Origin of the sequence: Lelliottia nimipressuralis, from assembly GCF_041464075.1 — a bacterium.
Taxonomy (GTDB): Bacteria; Pseudomonadota; Gammaproteobacteria; order Enterobacterales; family Enterobacteriaceae; genus Enterobacter; species Enterobacter nimipressuralis.
Genome location: NZ_CP167172.1, coordinates 2830750 through 2847426, shown reverse-complemented (window position 1 = coordinate 2847426; position 16677 = coordinate 2830750). Strand labels below are relative to the sequence as shown.

14 protein-coding genes and 2 tRNA genes are annotated in these 16677 nt (G+C 54.7%); 8 read left to right on the top strand and 8 right to left on the bottom strand.

Annotated elements, in window-relative coordinates; all coding sequences use genetic code 11:
• Window positions 1–27: 27 nt before the first annotated feature.
• Complete coding sequence (gene cbl, locus ACB496_RS13710; protein ID WP_100779667.1) at window positions 28–978, top strand: HTH-type transcriptional regulator Cbl; 951 nt, start codon at window positions 28–30, stop codon at window positions 976–978.
• Window positions 979–1031: 53 nt separating this feature from the next.
• Here the strand turns inward: cbl and ACB496_RS13705 are convergent.
• Window positions 1032–1107 (bottom strand) — tRNA-Asn (locus tag ACB496_RS13705).
• Between the two features lie 100 nt (window positions 1108–1207).
• On the bottom strand, window positions 1208–2005 hold the full coding sequence (gene mtfA, locus ACB496_RS13700; RefSeq protein ID WP_107703307.1) for a DgsA anti-repressor MtfA: 798 nt from the start codon (window positions 2003–2005) through the stop codon (window positions 1208–1210).
• 93 nt (window positions 2006–2098) lie between these two features.
• Here mtfA and ACB496_RS13695 point away from each other — a divergent pair.
• Window positions 2099–2188, top strand: a tRNA-Ser gene (locus tag ACB496_RS13695).
• A 178-nt stretch (window positions 2189–2366) separates the two neighbouring features.
• On the opposite strand, the gene ACB496_RS13690 is transcribed toward ACB496_RS13695, so the two are convergent.
• Window positions 2367–3062, bottom strand: coding sequence for a hypothetical protein (locus tag ACB496_RS13690; protein WP_371972850.1), 696 nt, complete (start codon window positions 3060–3062; stop codon window positions 2367–2369).
• Between the two features lie 20 nt (window positions 3063–3082).
• On the bottom strand, window positions 3083–3655 hold the full coding sequence (locus tag ACB496_RS13685) for a hypothetical protein (RefSeq protein WP_319418224.1): 573 nt from the start codon (window positions 3653–3655) through the stop codon (window positions 3083–3085).
• 279 nt (window positions 3656–3934) lie between these two features.
• On the opposite strand from ACB496_RS13685, the gene ACB496_RS13680 reads away from it, so the two are divergent.
• Window positions 3935–4333 (top strand): DUF350 domain-containing protein, encoded by a 399-nt coding sequence (locus ACB496_RS13680; protein ID WP_107703310.1) that lies wholly within the window; start codon window positions 3935–3937, stop codon window positions 4331–4333.
• 65 nt (window positions 4334–4398) lie between these two features.
• On the opposite strand, the gene fumA is transcribed toward ACB496_RS13680, so the two are convergent.
• Entirely contained in the window at window positions 4399–6048 is a 1650-nt protein-coding gene (fumA, locus tag ACB496_RS13675; RefSeq protein ID WP_371972849.1) for a class I fumarate hydratase FumA, read from the bottom strand.
• Between the two features lie 55 nt (window positions 6049–6103).
• Entirely contained in the window at window positions 6104–7612 is a 1509-nt protein-coding gene (locus ACB496_RS13670) for an anion permease (RefSeq protein ID WP_187469907.1), read from the bottom strand.
• Window positions 7613–8228: 616 nt separating this feature from the next.
• Here ACB496_RS13670 and ACB496_RS13665 point away from each other — a divergent pair.
• Window positions 8229–11006 (top strand): flavocytochrome c, encoded by a 2778-nt coding sequence (locus tag ACB496_RS13665; RefSeq protein WP_371972848.1) that lies wholly within the window; start codon window positions 8229–8231, stop codon window positions 11004–11006.
• 94 nt (window positions 11007–11100) lie between these two features.
• On the top strand, window positions 11101–12066 hold the full coding sequence (locus tag ACB496_RS13660) for an FAD:protein FMN transferase (RefSeq protein WP_371972847.1): 966 nt from the start codon (window positions 11101–11103) through the stop codon (window positions 12064–12066).
• On the opposite strand, the gene dcuR is transcribed toward ACB496_RS13660, so the two are convergent.
• Window positions 12047–12766: a two-component system response regulator DcuR gene (gene dcuR / locus ACB496_RS13655; RefSeq protein WP_371972846.1), complete on the bottom strand. Its 720-nt coding sequence runs from the start codon at window positions 12764–12766 to the stop codon at window positions 12047–12049. The genes ACB496_RS13660 and dcuR overlap by 20 nt on opposite strands.
• A complete protein-coding gene (locus ACB496_RS13650; protein ID WP_181826529.1) occupies window positions 12763–14379 on the bottom strand; it encodes a sensor histidine kinase in 1617 nt (538 codons plus the stop codon). Before ACB496_RS13650 ends, dcuR begins: the two co-directional genes overlap by 4 nt.
• Before the next feature lie 164 nt (window positions 14380–14543).
• Between ACB496_RS13650 and ACB496_RS13645 the strand changes: the two genes are divergently transcribed.
• The 3 genes from ACB496_RS13645 (at window position 14544) to ACB496_RS13635 (ending at window position 16632) form a co-directional block, all read left to right on the top strand.
• Window positions 14544–15407: an N-acetylmuramic acid 6-phosphate etherase gene (locus tag ACB496_RS13645; RefSeq protein WP_371972845.1), complete on the top strand. Its 864-nt coding sequence runs from the start codon at window positions 14544–14546 to the stop codon at window positions 15405–15407.
• A gap of 211 nt (window positions 15408–15618) precedes the next feature.
• Window positions 15619–15888, top strand: coding sequence for a cell division protein DrpB (gene drpB, locus ACB496_RS13640; protein WP_100779678.1), 270 nt, complete (start codon window positions 15619–15621; stop codon window positions 15886–15888).
• 48 nt (window positions 15889–15936) lie between these two features.
• On the top strand, window positions 15937–16632 hold the full coding sequence (locus ACB496_RS13635) for a phosphohydrolase (protein ID WP_371972844.1): 696 nt from the start codon (window positions 15937–15939) through the stop codon (window positions 16630–16632).
• Window positions 16633–16677: the final 45 nt, after the last annotated feature.

Genomic DNA, 16677 nt, shown 5'->3' with positions numbered 1-16677 from the left:
GCTATGTCAGATGCGCCGGAGTGAATCGTGAATTTCCAGCAACTTAAAATTATCCGTGAGGCGGCCAGGCGGGATTACAACCTGACCGAAGTCGCCAACATGCTTTACACCTCTCAGTCAGGCGTCAGCCGCCACATCCGCGAGCTGGAAGAAGAGCTGGGCATTGAGATTTTCATCCGCCGCGGCAAACGCCTGCTGGGGATGACGGAGCCAGGTAAAGCGTTACTGACCATCGCTGAGCGCATTCTCAACGAAGCCAGCAACGTTCGACGCCTGGCGGATCTCTTCACTAACGACGCGTCCGGGGTGCTGACAATCGCCACCACCCATACGCAGGCGCGCTACAGTTTACCGCCGGTGATCAAGGCATTTCGTGAGCTGTTTCCGGACGTCCGGCTGGAGCTGATTCAGGGGACGCCGCAGGAGATCGAAGTACTGCTGCAAAACGGCGGGGCGGATATCGGTATCGCCAGTGAACGTCTAAGTAACGATCCACTGCTGGTGGCATTTCCCTGGTTCCGCTGGCATCACAGCCTGCTATTACCCGTTGACCATCCACTTCATCAGGTTTCGCCCCTCACGCTCGAAGACATTGTCAAATGGCCGCTGATTACCTATCGGCAGGGCATTACCGGCCGTTCGCGTATCGACGAAGCCTTTAATCGCAAAGGGCTGACGCCGGATATCGTGCTGAGCGCACAGGATTCGGATGTGATCAAAACCTATGTAGAGCTGGGGCTTGGCATCGGTCTGGTGGCGGAACAGTCCGGCGGCGAGCGCGAGCTGGGAGATCTAGTGCGCCTGGATACCCGCCATCTGTTTGATGCCAACACCGTCTGGCTGGGGCTTAAACGCGGACAGCTGCAACGTAACTATGTCTGGCGCTTTATCGAGCTATGCAATGCCGGTTTGTCTGTGGATGAAATTAAGCGCCAGGTAATGGAAACGGAAGAAGTGGCAATTGATTATCAGATTTGAGGATGGAATGCGGAAAAGCAAAAAGCCTGCTGTAAAAGCAGGCTTTTCAAATTTGGCTCCTCTGACTGGACTCGAACCAGTGACATACGGATTAACAGTCCGCCGTTCTACCGACTGAACTACAGAGGAATCGTGTGAACGAGGCGCATGTTAATGGCCTCGCTATTTTGTGTCAACACTAAATTCAACTTGCTGATTCAAATGATTAATTAAGAGCCAACCTGCTGTTTTAGTGTACTTGGGAGGATGAATGTCCACCAGGTCCCGCATTTTCACGTAGACGCTGCAGGGGATCTTGCTGGTAAAAATGGCAAAAACGCTGCCACAGCGCCGGGAAACGGGGAGCGAACAGCTCGGGAGCGCTGAAGAAATATTCCGATAACACCGCAAAACACTCTGCTGGATCGGTCGCCGCGTAGGCATCAATGCTGGCCGCGCTTTCACCCACCAGATCGATCTCATCCTGGATATTGTTCATTGCCGCGTGCAGATCGTGCTCCCAGCTCGCAACTTCCCGCAGAGGGATAAATGGCACGCCGCTGGCGCGATCGCCGTTGCGGGTATCCAGCTTATGGGCGACTTCGTGAATAATCAGATTAAAACCGGAGGCGTCAAAGGAGTCCTGAATATCCAGCCAGTTGAGGATAATCGGGCCTTGCTGCCAGCTTTGTCCTGACTGCACGACGCGCTGATTATGCACCAGCCCAATGTCATCTTCCCATTCGTCGTCCACCACGAATGGCGCCGGGTAGATCAACACTTCATGGAAGCCGTCGAGCCACTCAAAGCCCAACTCCAGCACAGGCAAACAGAAGAGCAGGGCGATACGCGCGCTTTTGAGGGCGTCCAGCTCAAAACCCTGAAGCGGGACGAGGCGTTTTTGCTGTAAAAAACGATCGGCTAACTGAACCAGTCGGGTTTGCTCATCGGGGTCGAGACTGGCGAGTACCGGAATAGCCAGCGCCTCTTCCCACGGAAAAGTCGTGTTCGGTGCGGTTTCGTTCGATTTCCAGGGCCACTTAATCATCGCTTCGCTCGCAAACTCATCACTTGAACAAAAATGCAGGATAAGGATCTGTTAAAATGCCAAATTACCTGGCATCATGGCAACCACTATAACGGAGAGATGCCGGAGCGGCTGAACGGACTAGTCTCGAAAACTAGAGTAGGGGCAACTCTACCGGGGGTTCAAATCCCCCTCTCTCCGCCACTTCACTGCTTTATCGTCATCATTTCTCATCGGACTCCTTCCAGCGCCCTCATTCTGAATGAGGTCAGCATCAAGATGCACCTGAAGTTCGCAGGAGTCTAGCCTTAGTGCTTTTTCAAGTCATTGATGTTTTATGCAACTTGAGAGAGATATCTCGCTCTTAGCGCTTTTCCCCCTTTCAAACTGCCCGTTTATCATACTGATGCCGACATAGCGTCCCGACATTGCGGTTGTTGCTTTTCGCGCCAGTATGCAGATAAAGCGGTTTTGCCTCATGTACCCAAAAGCTGTCGCCTGCCTGCATTTGTTGATTAAAAATCGTTGCCTCTGGATACAGATCGCGTAACCGACCGCTGCTAAGACCAAACCACTGTCGCGATAGGGTTCTAAACTCCTGCGTGCTCAGGAGCTTGCCGCCCAGACGCGCGCAGTGCTCGCGCGCGCGGGCAAAATTTTTATCCAGTTCGCCATCACCCGTAAGCCAGGTATCGACGAAAAAGTCGTGGCGCTGCGTATTGCCGGTCTTGAGGTTTTTCAGCGTCAGCGTCATGGCTCTCTCCTCTGCACGTGGTTGCCTGACCATCCTAAGCTGGATCCGTCCCTCCACGGGCTGCGGCTTTATCACTATCCAGTCATGGTTAACGCTAAATTTCAGATCGTTGAGATTAAGAGACTCACTGTTGCTGCTCATCGTGACATAGGCACCCGTAAACCCGGTGCTTAACATCTCTGCCGTTCGAAATCCGGGCATGCTGGGGGAGTGAAAACTGATCTTACTGAGATAATCCGCTTTGTCGGGAGGTGCAGGATCAGCCGATACGGTCAGCGGCAGCAGCAGGGGAAGAGTCGCGACGGTCCGCAGTAAAATAGTCATTATCGGCATCCCCAACGGTATTAAGTGTGGGCCAGCAAACGGCCGGTTAAGATTTCCTGGTCAAGCTTTCGTGCTTCTTTATTCTGAATAGTGCCTGCGGATTTCAGAGCAATAAAAATCAGCAGCGAGCAGGCGATAAAGGCTGCTAAATAATAGCCGCTCATCAGGAGATATCCGGCAAGGGAGATATAAATAAGGCCTGTTACGGCACTTGTTAGTGCGACTTTAAGAGCCACTTTTTCGCTCCGCCTGAATGAGACGCCCATGAGCGTGGCGAAAAAGATCATACTCAGAATGACACCGACGGCGGGAATACTGCAGACAGCCGCCGCGACGATAAACAGCAGGGTCTGGTATTTTCGTAGCAGCGGCTTATGGGCAAAAAAGTCCGTTTCATACAGGGTTTGCGTCGAGACGTTGAACAGTCGCACCAGCCGCTGTTTACGTAATAACAGACGCACGACATGACCTGTTTTAAGATGCAGCAGCACATCAGCCGGGATGTCGAAGACTTCTCTCGTATCGCCGCATTTAAGGACAACAGAATTCCACTGAATCTTTTCAATCTCGCCGATCAGGAGTTTTTTTTCCATTTACCCTTATCATCGTGTCTGAATAACTGCCTGATTTTCCTGCGCCAGATTGTAGGCAATAGAGCCTGTAGAAATGTAAATAACTCTGCGGGAATCATAAGGTATTGTGGATATTATTCAGCCCTGCGTAATAGGCATAACATAAATAAGGTCTTTAATGCAGGTATAAGACCTGAACCCGACATGGCCTATGAGGGGAGCGCAAGGTAAAAACAGGTAAATGAGTCGTTGCAGAAATTAATGATAAGTTAAAATTATTTTTTCTGCTCAGGGGGCAATATGCACATACTGGATGCTTTACTGGCCTTTTCGGCCTATTTTTTTATCGGCGTGGCCATGGTGATTGTTTTTCTTTTTGTTTACACCAAAGTGACGCCGCACGATGAATGGCAACTGATTAAAGATAACAATGCGGCGGCTGCGCTGGCCTTCAGCGGTACGCTGTTAGGTTTTGTCATTCCGCTCTCCAGCGCGGCAGTGAATTCCGTGGGGGTACTGGATTACTGCATCTGGGGTGGAGTGGCTTTTGTCGTCCAGCTTCTGATTTATGCCGGCGTGCGCCTCTACATGCCAACACTGGGTGACAAGATTTCAAGTAACAACATCGCTGCGGGGGTGTTCATGGGCATTTTTGCGTTAGCAGGGGGTATCCTCAACGCGGCCTGTATGACCTGGTAGTGACGACACATTGCGGAAATAAAAAAGCCAGGCCTTACGCCTGGCTTTTTACTTTACAGAATCAATCAACGCTGCGCGCAACCCGCGCACTGCTTGTTCTGGATCTGCTGGAAGAAGTCATTCCCTTTGTCATCCACCAGGATAAACGCCGGGAAGTTTTCTACTTCGATTTTCCAGATAGCTTCCATACCCAGTTCAGGCCAGGCGACACACTCCAGACTCTTAATGCTGTTTTGCGCCAGCACCGCTGCCGGGCCGCCGATGCTGCCCAGGTAGAAACCGCCGTGCTTGTGGCAGGCATCCGTGACCTGCTGGCTGCGGTTACCTTTCGCCAGCATGACCATACTTGCACCGTGCGATTGCAGTAAATCCACATACGAGTCCATACGACCGGCAGTGGTTGGGCCTAATGAGCCAGAAGCATATCCTTCCGGAGTCTTCGCCGGGCCGGCGTAATAGATCGGGTGATCTTTGACGTACTGCGGCAGTTCTTCACCGTTATCCAGCAGCTCTTTCAGCTTGGCATGGGCGATATCACGGGCCACGATAATGGTGCCGTTCAGGGACAGACGGGTCGAAACTGGATGGGCTGAGAGCTGTGCCAGGATCTCGTGCATTGGCTGGTTCAGGTTAATGCTGACTACCTCGCCTTCACCTTGCTGACGCAGGGATTCCGGAATGTACTGACCTGGATTGTGTTCCAGTTTTTCAATCCAGATCCCGTCGCGGTTGATTTTCGCTTTGATGTTACGGTCGGCTGAGCACGACACGCCCATGCCGACAGGGCAGGAAGCACCGTGGCGCGGCAAGCGGATCACGCGAATATCGTGGGCGAAATATTTCCCGCCGAACTGAGCGCCCAGGCCCAGATTTTGCGCTTCCAGCAGCAGTTCCTGCTCCAGCTGAACATCGCGGAACGCCTGGCCGTGTTCGTTACCTTCTGTCGGCAGGCCGTCGTAGTAGCGAGTTGACGCCAGTTTCACGGTTTTCAGGGTGCTTTCAGCAGAGGTTCCGCCAATCACAAAGGCGATATGGTAAGGCGGGCAGGCCGCCGTACCCAGGGAACGCATCTTCTCGACCAGGTAATTTTTCAGTTTAGCCGGGGTGATGAGCGCTTTGGTTTCCTGATACAGATAGGTTTTGTTGGCGGAACCGCCGCCTTTCGCCATGCACAGGAACTTGTACTCATCGCCGTCGACGCTGTAGAGGTCGATCTGCGCGGGCAGGTTGGTGCCGGTATTCACCTCTTTATACATATCCAGCGCCGCGTTCTGGGAGTAGCGCAGGTTATCTTCAATGTAAGTGTTGTAGACACCCTGGCTCAGCGCGGCTTCGTCGCCACCGCCGGTCCAGACACGCTGGCCTTTTTTGCCCATGATAATCGCCGTACCCGTATCCTGGCAGGTCGGTAGCACGCCTTTGGCCGCGATTTCAGAATTGCGCAGGAACTGTAGGGCGACATATTTATCGTTTTCGCTGGCTTCCGGGTCGTTGAGGATCGCCGCAACCTGTTTCTGGTGCGACGGGCGCAGCATAAAGGCCGCATCGTGGAACGCCTGCTGAGCGAGCAGAGTCAGGGCCTCTGGCTCGACCTGGAGAATCTCCTGGCCGTTAAATTCCGCCACGGAGACGTGCTCTTTGGTCAGCAGATAATATTCGGTGTCGTCATGTGCGAGAGGGAAGGGATTCTGATAGTAAAAGCTTTTGTTCGACATTGCGTATCACTCCATAAAATTAAACCGCCGGAGGGTACCCTCCGGCGGTTATGAATCAGAACATCATGGACATCCACGGATAGCCAATCAGCAGCAGGGCCGCCAGGAAGATGGCGCCAAAGATGGTGCCGAGGCGCCAGTAGTCTTTGGTTGGCAGGTAGCCGCTCCCGTAGTAAATCGGGCTTGGGCCGGTGCCGTATGGGGTGATGATCCCCATGATACCCAGAGAGGTCACCATTAGCAGGACGAACACTTCCATGTTAATACCCGGAATGGTGGCGGCGATGGTCAGCATCGCAGGCAGCAGCGCGGTGGTGTGCGCGGTGGTGCTGGCAAACAGGTAGTGCAGCAGGTAGAACGCCAGCAGCAGGACCACCGTTGCGACACCCGGCGAGATACCACTCATCAGCAGGCCGCCTTCTTTACCCAGCCAGGCGATGAAGCCGGTGGAAGAGAGGCCGTCTGCAAGGGCCACCAAAGTGGCGAACCAGACAAAGGTGTTCCACGCGGCTTTGTTGCCGGTGATGTCGTTCCACTCCAGCACGCCGGTCCACAGCATCAGGCCAACAATCAGCAGGGCGGCCAGCGCAGGTTCAATCCACGCGGCGGCGAAAATCCACATCATCAGCGCACAGCAGACAAAGACCAGCAGCAGAATTTCATTGCGCGACAGTTTGCCCAGTTTCTCCAGCTCACGACACGCCCACAGCGGCACTTCGTCGTTGATTTTCACTTCTGGTGGATAGAACCAGTAGGCCAGCAGCGGCATCACCAGAATCAGCAGCACACCCACCGGCAGGAAGGCAATGAACCAGGTGCCCCAGGAGATGTTGATCCCGACGATGCTTTTCACCAGCGCCAGAGCGAGCAGGTTTGGCGCCAGCGCAGAGAGGAACATGGAGCTGGTGATACAGGCGGCGGTGATGGCCACCCACATCAGGTAGGAGCCAATTTTACGCGCACTTGGGTCGTTCGGTTTTGAACCATACAGCGGCGGCAGGTTAGCGATGATCGGGTAGATAGTCCCGCCGCTACGCGCCGTGTTAGACGGTGTGAACGGGGCCAGCAGCAGGTCCGCGAAGGTGATTGCATAACCCAGCGTCAGGCTGCGGCGGCCAAGATATTTCACCAGAATCAGCGCCAGACGGCGGCCAAAACGGGTTTTATCGTAGCCCGCGGCAAACATAAAGGCACCGAAAATCAGCCAGACAGTGGAGTTACCGAAGCCGCTCACCGCCCATTTAAAGGAGGCACCTGCCAGCTTGAATTTCGGGTCAGCCAGCTGTTCCGGGCTAAACAGCACCCACTGGCTGCACAGGGCGATGGCGACGACCCCGGTCAGTCCAATCACGGCACCCGGCAGCGGTTCGAAGATCAGACCAACGATCACCCCAACAAAGATAGCGAAGTAGTGCCAGGCATAAGGCGGTAACCCTTCAGGAACCGGCACAAACAGGAGGAGCACTGCGACAATAATGGGCAGTGCCATCATCAGCAGACGTTTGTTGCTTCCGTCTTTTGGCTTGCTCGCCACTGGGGGCGTTACAGCTGTTTTATCATTCATAGGTTTGCTTCTTAAGTTGTCAAAAATTCGGTTTAGCAGAAATAACACCGCGACTTTTTTAATTACTTTGCTTTCTTTAGTTATTTAAAGTGCTTTCAGGTTATTTCTTGAATAGCTATTTAGCGCGCTTTTGGAGGCGGTAAATTAAAAATTGATGATGTTTATATAGTGCGCCTTTAGAGGCCAGTGGAATTGATCGCGATCAATAAAATAGAATTGCAGTGTTATTTTTATCCATATTTTAATAACCCTATTGAGTTATGTGGATATTATCCGTTTGATAGGTTTTATTTGACGGGATTGATATTTCACGCAAACGATTTTAAATTAAAAAATACATATAAATCATATGCTTATTTGATTTTTCTTCTCGCGAGCAAAGTAATGAAAACGTTAACGGAATTGATATTATTGTGAACGCGGTATCCTAATATCAATAACACCAATGTAGTAATAATATTATTGCAGGGATTAAATAGTTTATTAACTAACGTAATAACTTTAGTAACTAAAAATAGCGTTATATTAATACCATGACATCGGCAAAAAAATTAACCAGAACATAATCCGATAAAGAATTCTCAGATTTCAATTTTAAAAGTTTGGAGTTTCTATTATGAGCACTAACGAACGAATTCTTAGTCCTTTCACCTTACCGAATGGTACCGAACTCAAAAACCGTCTGTTGATGGCGCCGATGACCACCTGCACCGGTTATTACGACGGCACGGTGACCAGCGAGCTGGTGGAATACTACCGCGCGCGCTCCGGCAGCATCGGCACCATCATTGTTGAGTGCTGTTTTGTTGACGATCTGGGGCTGGCTTTCCCCGGCGCCATCGGTATCGACAACGACGAGAAAATCGCCGGGCTGGCAAAAATTGCCGAGGCCATCAAATCCAAAGGCTCTAAAGCGCTGCTGCAGATCTACCACGGCGGCCGCATGGTGGACCCGAAACTGATCGGTGGCCGCACGCCTGTCGGCCCAAGCGCCGTGGCCGCACCGCGTGAAGGTGCCGCGACCCCGGTGGCATTAACCGGCGAAGAAGTCGAAGGCATGATCGGGAAATTTGGCGAAGCGGTTCGTCGTGCGATTCAGGCGGGCTTCGACGGCGTCGAAATTCACGGTGCAAACACCTATCTGATCCAGCAGTTTTACTCCCCGAATTCCAACCAGCGCGACGACGAGTGGGGCGGCAGCCGTGACAACCGCGCCAGATTCCCGCTGGCGGTCCTGGACATCACCCATAAAATGGTCCGTCAGTACGCCGACGACGCCTTCATTATCGGCTATCGCTTCTCGCCGGAAGAGATGGAAGTTCCGGGCATCCGTTTTGACGACACCCTGTACCTGCTGGAAAAACTGGCCGCCCGTGGCCTGGATTACCTGCACTTCTCCGTGGGTGCAACGCTGCGTCCGTCCATCGTAGATACGCAAGACCCAACCCCTTTGATCGAGAAATACCACGCCATGCGTTCCGAAACGCTCGCGCAAATTCCGGTGATGGGTGTGGGTGGCGTTGTGAACGCCGCAGACGTTAACGAGGCGCTGGACCACGGTTACGATCTGATTGCTGTGGGTCGCGCGACCATCGCCTATCCGGACTGGACCGACCGCATCCGTGACGGCGAAACCCTGGAGCTGTTTATGGACAGCACCCAGCGTGAAGCGCTGCACATCCCTGAGCCGCTGTGGCGCTTCTCGCTGGTGGAGGCGATGATTCGCGACATGAGCATGGGCGAATCTAAATTCAAAGCGGGTGTGTTTGTCGAAACGGTACAGGATGACACCAACGAACTGGTGATTAACGTCAGCCTCGAAACCGACCGTATCGCCGGCATCGAACTGGCGTCTGGCCCAACGCAGGACGTTGAGTTCATCTCCAGCTTCGAAGAGATCCGCAGCCGCATTCTCGACGCGAACACTCCGCACGTGGACGCCATCACCGGCGCGACCAGCCAGAGTGAAGCCGTGAAAAAAGCGGTATCTAAAGCGATGGTCAAATCGAGTAAAGTGCTGGCGGCAGAAGAGGGCGTCGACCCGAACGCTGCCAAAGCGTTTGACGTGGTGGTTGTCGGCAGCGGCGGTGCCGGTCTGGCGGCGGCGATTCAGGCTCACGACGAAGGGGCAAGCGTCCTGATTGTCGAGAAAATGCCGACCATCGGCGGAAACACCATTAAAGCTTCTGCCGGGATGAACGCCGCAGAAACCCGCTTCCAGCGCGTAAAAGGCATCCAGGACAGCAAAGAATTGTTCTACCAGGAATCCCTGAAAGGCGGCCATAACAAGAACAACCCGGAACTGCTGCGTCGCTTTGTCGAAAACGCACCAGAGGCGATCGAATGGCTGGCAACGCGCGGGATCATGCTAAATGACATCACCACCACGGGCGGAATGAGCATCGACCGTACCCACCGTCCAAAAGATGGTTCTGCGGTGGGTGGCTACCTGATTAGCGGCCTGGTGCGTAACGTCAACAAACGCCACATCGAGGTGATGCTCGATACCTCCGTGAGCGACATTATCGTGGAAAATGGCGAAGTGACCGGCGTACGCCTGACCACCGAAGAGAATGAAACCCTGACCGTAGCCACCCGCAGCATTGTGATGGCGACGGGCGGTTTCAGCGCCAACAGTAGCATGGTCGTGAAATATCGTCCGGATCTGGACGGTTTCGTCACCACCAACCATAAAGGGGCTACCGGTGGCGGTATCGCGCTGCTGGAACGTATTGGCGCAGGCACCGTCGATATGGGCGAGATTCAGATTCACCCGACCGTTGAGCAAAATACCTCGTACCTGATTTCCGAATCTATCCGTGGCGGCGGCGCTATCCTGGTGAGCCAGAAGGGCAGCCGTTTCTTCAACGAAATGGAGACCCGCGACAAAGTCTCGGCGCAGATTATCGCGCTGCCTGAGAAATACGCTTACATCGTCTTTGATGAGCATGTTCGCGCGAAAAACAAAGCGGCGGATGAGTACATCGGCAAAGGCCTGGTGACCAGCGCCAGCTCGCCAAAAGCGCTGGCTGAAACACTGGGGATGGATTACCACACCTTCCTCGACACCCTGGAGCGCTACAACGGCTTTGTGGAAAAACAGCACGACGATGATTTTGGTCGCACCACTGCGCTGCGCGCCCCGATCAACGAAGGCCCGTTCCATGCCATTCGTATCGCACCGGGCGTGCACCACACCATGGGCGGTGTGACCATCAACACCGAAACTTGCGTGCTGAACGGCGAACACCAGGTTATTCCGGGTGCCTTCGCGGCGGGTGAAGTGGTCGGCGGTATCCACGGCGGCAACCGTATCGGCGGTAACGCAGTGGCAGATATCATTATTTTTGGTACCCTTGCCGGACAGCACGCCGCGATGCGCGCAAAACAGTAGTCTCAATGCCCGGTGGCGCTTGCGCTTGCCGGGCACGGTTTTGTCGGCCGGATACGCGCAGCGCCATCCGGCACTCTAACCGAGGAGCGATACCATGTCTGACGACCATCGTGTCTACAGCTATTCCGCCACACTCATGGGCTCCCCCATTCTTCTGAAGCTCTTTTCGAATAACGAAGCCCTCGCATCTCGCGTGTTTCGCCTCATCAAACAGTACGAAGATCTCCTGACCGTCAACCGCGCACCGTCGCAGGTGATGGACATCAACCAGGCTGCCGGGAAACACCCCGTCAGCGTTAGCCGTGCGGTGTATGAGCTGATCCGCGTCGCGAAGGCCGCAAGCATACTGGAAAACAGCGCCTTCAATCTGGCCATCGGCCCGCTGGTGAAACGCTGGAAGATTGGATTTCAGGGCGACAGCGTGCCGCCCGCAAAGGAGATCGCAGCGCTGATGGCGCTGACCGATCCGGCTGATGTTTTACTCGACGACACGGCCAGCAGCGTATTCCTGACCAAACCGGGCATGGAGATCGATCTCGGGGCCATTGCCAAAGGCTACATTGCCGACAGGGTGCGCGATTACCTGCGCAAAGAGGGGGAAACCCTCGGTCTGATTAACCTCGGCGGCAATATTCAGACGCTCGGCGCGCCGGAAGGGGGCTGGACCCTCGGTATCAAAACGCCTTTCGGCGGGGCCGATGAGCTGGTCGGTACACTGTCGGTGGAGAATAAGTCGGTGGTGACATCGGGCACCTACGAACGCTTCTTCGAACGCGATGGCAAGCGCTACCACCATATTCTGAACCCGCGCACGGGCTATCCGTTGGATAACGAACTCGATAGCGTCACCATTATCTCGACGAACTCTATCGACGGGGATATCTGGACCACGCTGATTTACGGGATGGGCGTGGAGAAGGGCTGTGCCGCGCTGCGCGCGCGGCCTGATATTGAAGCGGTGTTTGTCACCAAAACGAAAGAGGTGGTGCTCTCCTCCATGAAGCATTTCCGCTTCACGCTTCTGGATAATCGCTATCGCCTTACTGGCAATATTGTTTGAGCAGACCCGCCTGCTCTGGCTGCAGCCGGTAGCGATACACCGGACGCCCCGTCGCACCATAGTGAATGCTGGTGAACAGAATATTAATCTGCGCCAGCCAGATCAGATATTTACGGCACGAAACGCGGGAAATTCCCACTGAGTTCGCCAGATCGTCGGTGGAAAACTCGGTGTCGGGATGGGCTTCAATCCACTGGCAAATGGTGCGCAGCGTCTGCGGGGTTAAGCCCTTCGGCAGACGCTTGCTGTCTGCCAGCTCCGGCGCGCCGCCGTGCAGCAAGCGATCCACATCGGCCTGTTCATAATACTGATGCGAGCCCATCAGCTGCTTCTTCTCCTTCCAGCCGTTCAGCGCCTCTTCAAAACGCGGGAACTGGAAAGGTTTGATCAGATAATCCACCACGCCGTAGTGCATCGACGTCTGAATGGTAGCGGCATCGGACGCCGACGAAATCATGATCACATCAATCGGGCGGCCAGAAGCGCGAATCACCGGCAGCAGGTCGAGACCGTTGTCCTGCTGCATATAGACATCCAGCAGCACCAGATCGACAGGCTGCGCAGGATTATTAATCACCGCTTCGGCCTGATTCAGCGTAGAGGCTACGCCGCAGCAGCTAAACCCCTCAACCCGGTTAACGTACAGACGGTTCAGGTCGGCCACCATGGCATCATCATCGACAATTAAGACATTTATCACGCGATTTTCCTCTCGCTATCCCAGGGGATCTGTACAAAAAATTGAGTAAATACACCAGGCTCGGATTCGACGGCAATCTCACCGCCCAGTTTTTCGAGCTGCTGGCGAACAAGGAAAAGCCCCACGCCGCGATTTTCACCCTTCGTGGAAAAGCCCTTCGTAAAAATATGTTCAAGCTGCGCAGGATCGATACCCGGCCCGTCATCGCTGATTTCACAGCTGAGCCAGCCATGTTGATAATGCATCAGCAGACCCACTTCGCCCTCAGGCTGGCCAGTCATCGCATCCAGCGCGTTTTCGATCAAATTACCCAGCACGGTAATCAGCACCGTCACCTGTTCCGTATTTGGCGTGTCCGGCACCTGACACTCGTCGGCCAGCGTCAGGGTAAACCCGGCTTCCTTGGCGCGGTTGATTTTACCGAGCAGGAACCCGGCGATGACCGGTGATTTAATTTTATGCTGAATAGCGCCGATATCGGTCTGATAATTCTGCGCGGTCTGAATGACGTACTCTTCGAGCTTGTCGTAGCGCTTCATGTGCAGCAGGCCGAGGATCACGTGCAGCTTATTCATAAACTCATGGGAGTGCGTGCGCAGGGCGTCGACATAGCTCACCATGCCATCCATGCGCTGCATCAGCTCGCGAACCTCGGTCTTGTCGCGAAAGGTGCTGATCGCCCCAATCACTGAATTCTGGCTTCTGACCGGAAAGGTGTTGCACAGCAGCAGACGTCCGTTGCAGTCGATCTCCTGATCCTGCAGGGCTTTTCCGGTTTGCGACACCCGGCGCAGGGAGGCGAGCATCGGCATGTGGCGCGGCTCATCGGTGCTGCTGGCGGGCAGGAGCAGGATCTGGCGGGCGGCATGGTTAATCATGGTCACGCGCCCCTGGCTGTCGACGGCGATCACCCCCTCTTTCAGAGACTGGAGCATTGCCTGGCGCTGTTCAAACAGGGCGGAGATTTCATAGGGTTCCAGCCCAAACAAAATCTTCTTGAGCAGATGTACCAGCCCCCAGGTGCCGAGCGTGCCCATTAGCGCGCTGAAGAGCACCGTCCAGATCGCCCCCCAGCGGCTGCGGCTTATCTGTTCATCGACTTTGTTGAGGGAAATCCCGACGGCGACCACGCCAATCTGCTGGTGATTATCGTCGTACACCGGCGTGAATACGCGCAGCGCTTCGGCCAGCACACCGTGGTTGACCGAGACGTTCTCCTTCCCTTCCAGCGCGGGTTTGATGTCGTCGCCGATAAAGCGTTTGCCGAGCAGGGTGTTGTTCGGGTGAGAGTAACGCACGCCCTGCATGTTGGTGACAACCGCGAAAAGCAAATCGTTGCGGCGAGTGATCGCATCAGAGACAGACTGAATGGGGCTGTTTTCCGGCGAATGTTGCAGGCCGCGTTTCACATCCGGGCTGTCGGCGAGGGTACGGGCGATGGCCAGCGCGGTATCTTTGACGCCGTCGCGCGTGGCGCGGGTGACCTGCATAAAGTAGAGCGCGAACGTCACCAGCAATACCGACCCAATCACGCTGCACACCATCAGCGTGACAAGGGTATTGAGCTTCATTGGGCGCTTGCGCGTCATGGCTAAAGGCTGCAAATCGCTCATCGAAACCCCGTGGATAATGATAAAGGAGTAATTATCGCTGATGACGGCGCTTTCTTAAAGCGATGTAAAAGCTGACGAATGCTCGCCTTTTCGTGACCCCCCTCGCAGGTCATCCATATAAAACACATTATAGTGTGGGGGAATTCATAAATAAGGAGCAGTTTATGAGCGTTAAGCTGAACGGTTTGGTCACGGAAAGACGCCACGCGGATACGGCAGATATCGACAGGTTGTCGACCCTGGACATGCTGAATGTGATTCATCAGGATGATAAGTGCATTACCGATTCTATTACTCCCTTCTTACCCGTCATTGCCCGTGTGGTCGATAACGCGGCGGCTACATTGAGCCACGGCGGACGACTGTTTATTGTCGGCGCCGGGGCCTCCGGCCGTGCGGCGCTGCATGCGGCGCTGGAGTTTGCGCCGGGAAAACACCCGGTGATGGGGCTTGATGCCGGAGACGGCGCGCGAAACTACGATCGCGGTGTGGCCGATCTGCAGGCGATGAATTTTGGCGAGCACGACATGATGCTGGCGCTCTCTGTCAGCGGCAAAACGCCGTGGGTTTGGGGGGCGATGCGCCACGCCTGGTCACTGGGATCGCCGGTCGCCATCATTACGCATGACGCACAAAGCGAAGCGGCACAGCTGGCGAGTATGGTCATTGCGCCGCAAACCGGGCCAGACGCGGTAGCGGGCTTTACGAATGCCAAAGCGGGGATGGCGCAAAAACTGATCCTCAATATGATTGCGACGGGATTAGCCGTTCGCACGGGCCGGGTTTACAGCAATATGCGCGTGGATCTGGAAGCAAAAAGCACCAAATGGGCCGAACGACAAATTGCGATTGTAATGGAAGCGGGTGGCTGCACGCGTGCCGTCGCTAAAGCGGCGCTGGAAAGCTGCAATCACCACTGCAAAACAGCCGTGCTGATGGTATTGACCGGTCTGGATGCCTGGCAGGCCCGTGATTTGCTCGAGCAGAACAATGGATTTATTCGCGTGGCGTTGCAGGAAGCACCGTAAATCCTGCGATGGTGAACAAAAAGGTCGCAGATGCGGCCTTTTGTGTTTTTGAGATTCTGATGATTAATTGCGTGCGATCAACTTAAGGTAAATCCCTTCACCTTTACCGTCGCCTGACGACAAAAACAGTGCCAAAATGTGACTTTATTCACACTTTTGAGCGCGTAATGTGAAAGTAGTAACGTCGTTACCGCTGCAGTAAAGGTTAAACATGGAACAGAACACGACTCGAGGCCTGGGAGGCAAGCTCGCCCTGTGGGCGTTTTACGCATTTTGCGGGTACTTTGCCTGGGCAATGCTCCGCTATTTATGGGTGGTCAGCAAAATTCCGTCTGCGCCGGATATGGTTGTCGAGGGCGATTTAGGCTCAACCAGCGGGAAGTGGATCGGTGCGTTTCTCGGTTTTCTGGTGCTCGGGGCGGTGGGCCTGATACTGGGCGGGATCGCCTGGTACACGCGCCCGCGCGGCAACAACGAGTGAATGGCTGACGGAAAATTGTTAAGGTGAGTGTTTTGTGAAGGAGAGAGCATGGAACTTGCCCACTGGCCCCAACGCTACGAAACCTGGTTAACGGAACACCACGCCACAGATGATACGGCCCATGACATTTCGCATTTCCGCCGCGTGTGGATGACGGCGCAGCGCATGATGGTGGGGCAACCCGTCGACGCGCTGGTCGTCCTGACGGCCTGTTATTTCCATGACATTGTCAGCCTGCCGAAAAATCATCCGGAACGCAGCCACTCCTCGCGGCTGGCGGCGCGCAAAACCCGGCAAATCCTCACTGATTTTTTCCCGGATTTCCCGGCGGATCGCTTTCCGGCCCTGGAACATGCCATCGAAGCCCACAGCTTCAGCGCCGGGATTGTGCCGCAAACCCTTGAAGCCAAAATTGTGCAGGACGCCGACCGGCTGGAAGCACTCGGTGCGATTGGTCTGGCGCGCGTCTTTGCCGTTTCGGGAGCGCTTGGCGTGGCGCTGTTTGATGCCGACGATCCCTTTGCGGATGAGCGCGAACTCAACGACAAACAGTTTGCCCTCGACCATTTCCAGACCAAACTGCTGCGTCTGCCAGAGACCATGCAAACTGAAATGGGGCGCGAGCTTGCGAATCATAACGCGCACTTTTTGGTGCAGTTCATGGCGAAACTCAGCGCGGAGCTGCAGGGCGATTGTCTCGGCAGCGATGCGCAGGTGCTGAGCCGATTCCAGCGCAGTCTGTAGTGTCGAACTATGGTAATCTGTCCCCAGTCTCTTTTGCCCGGTTAA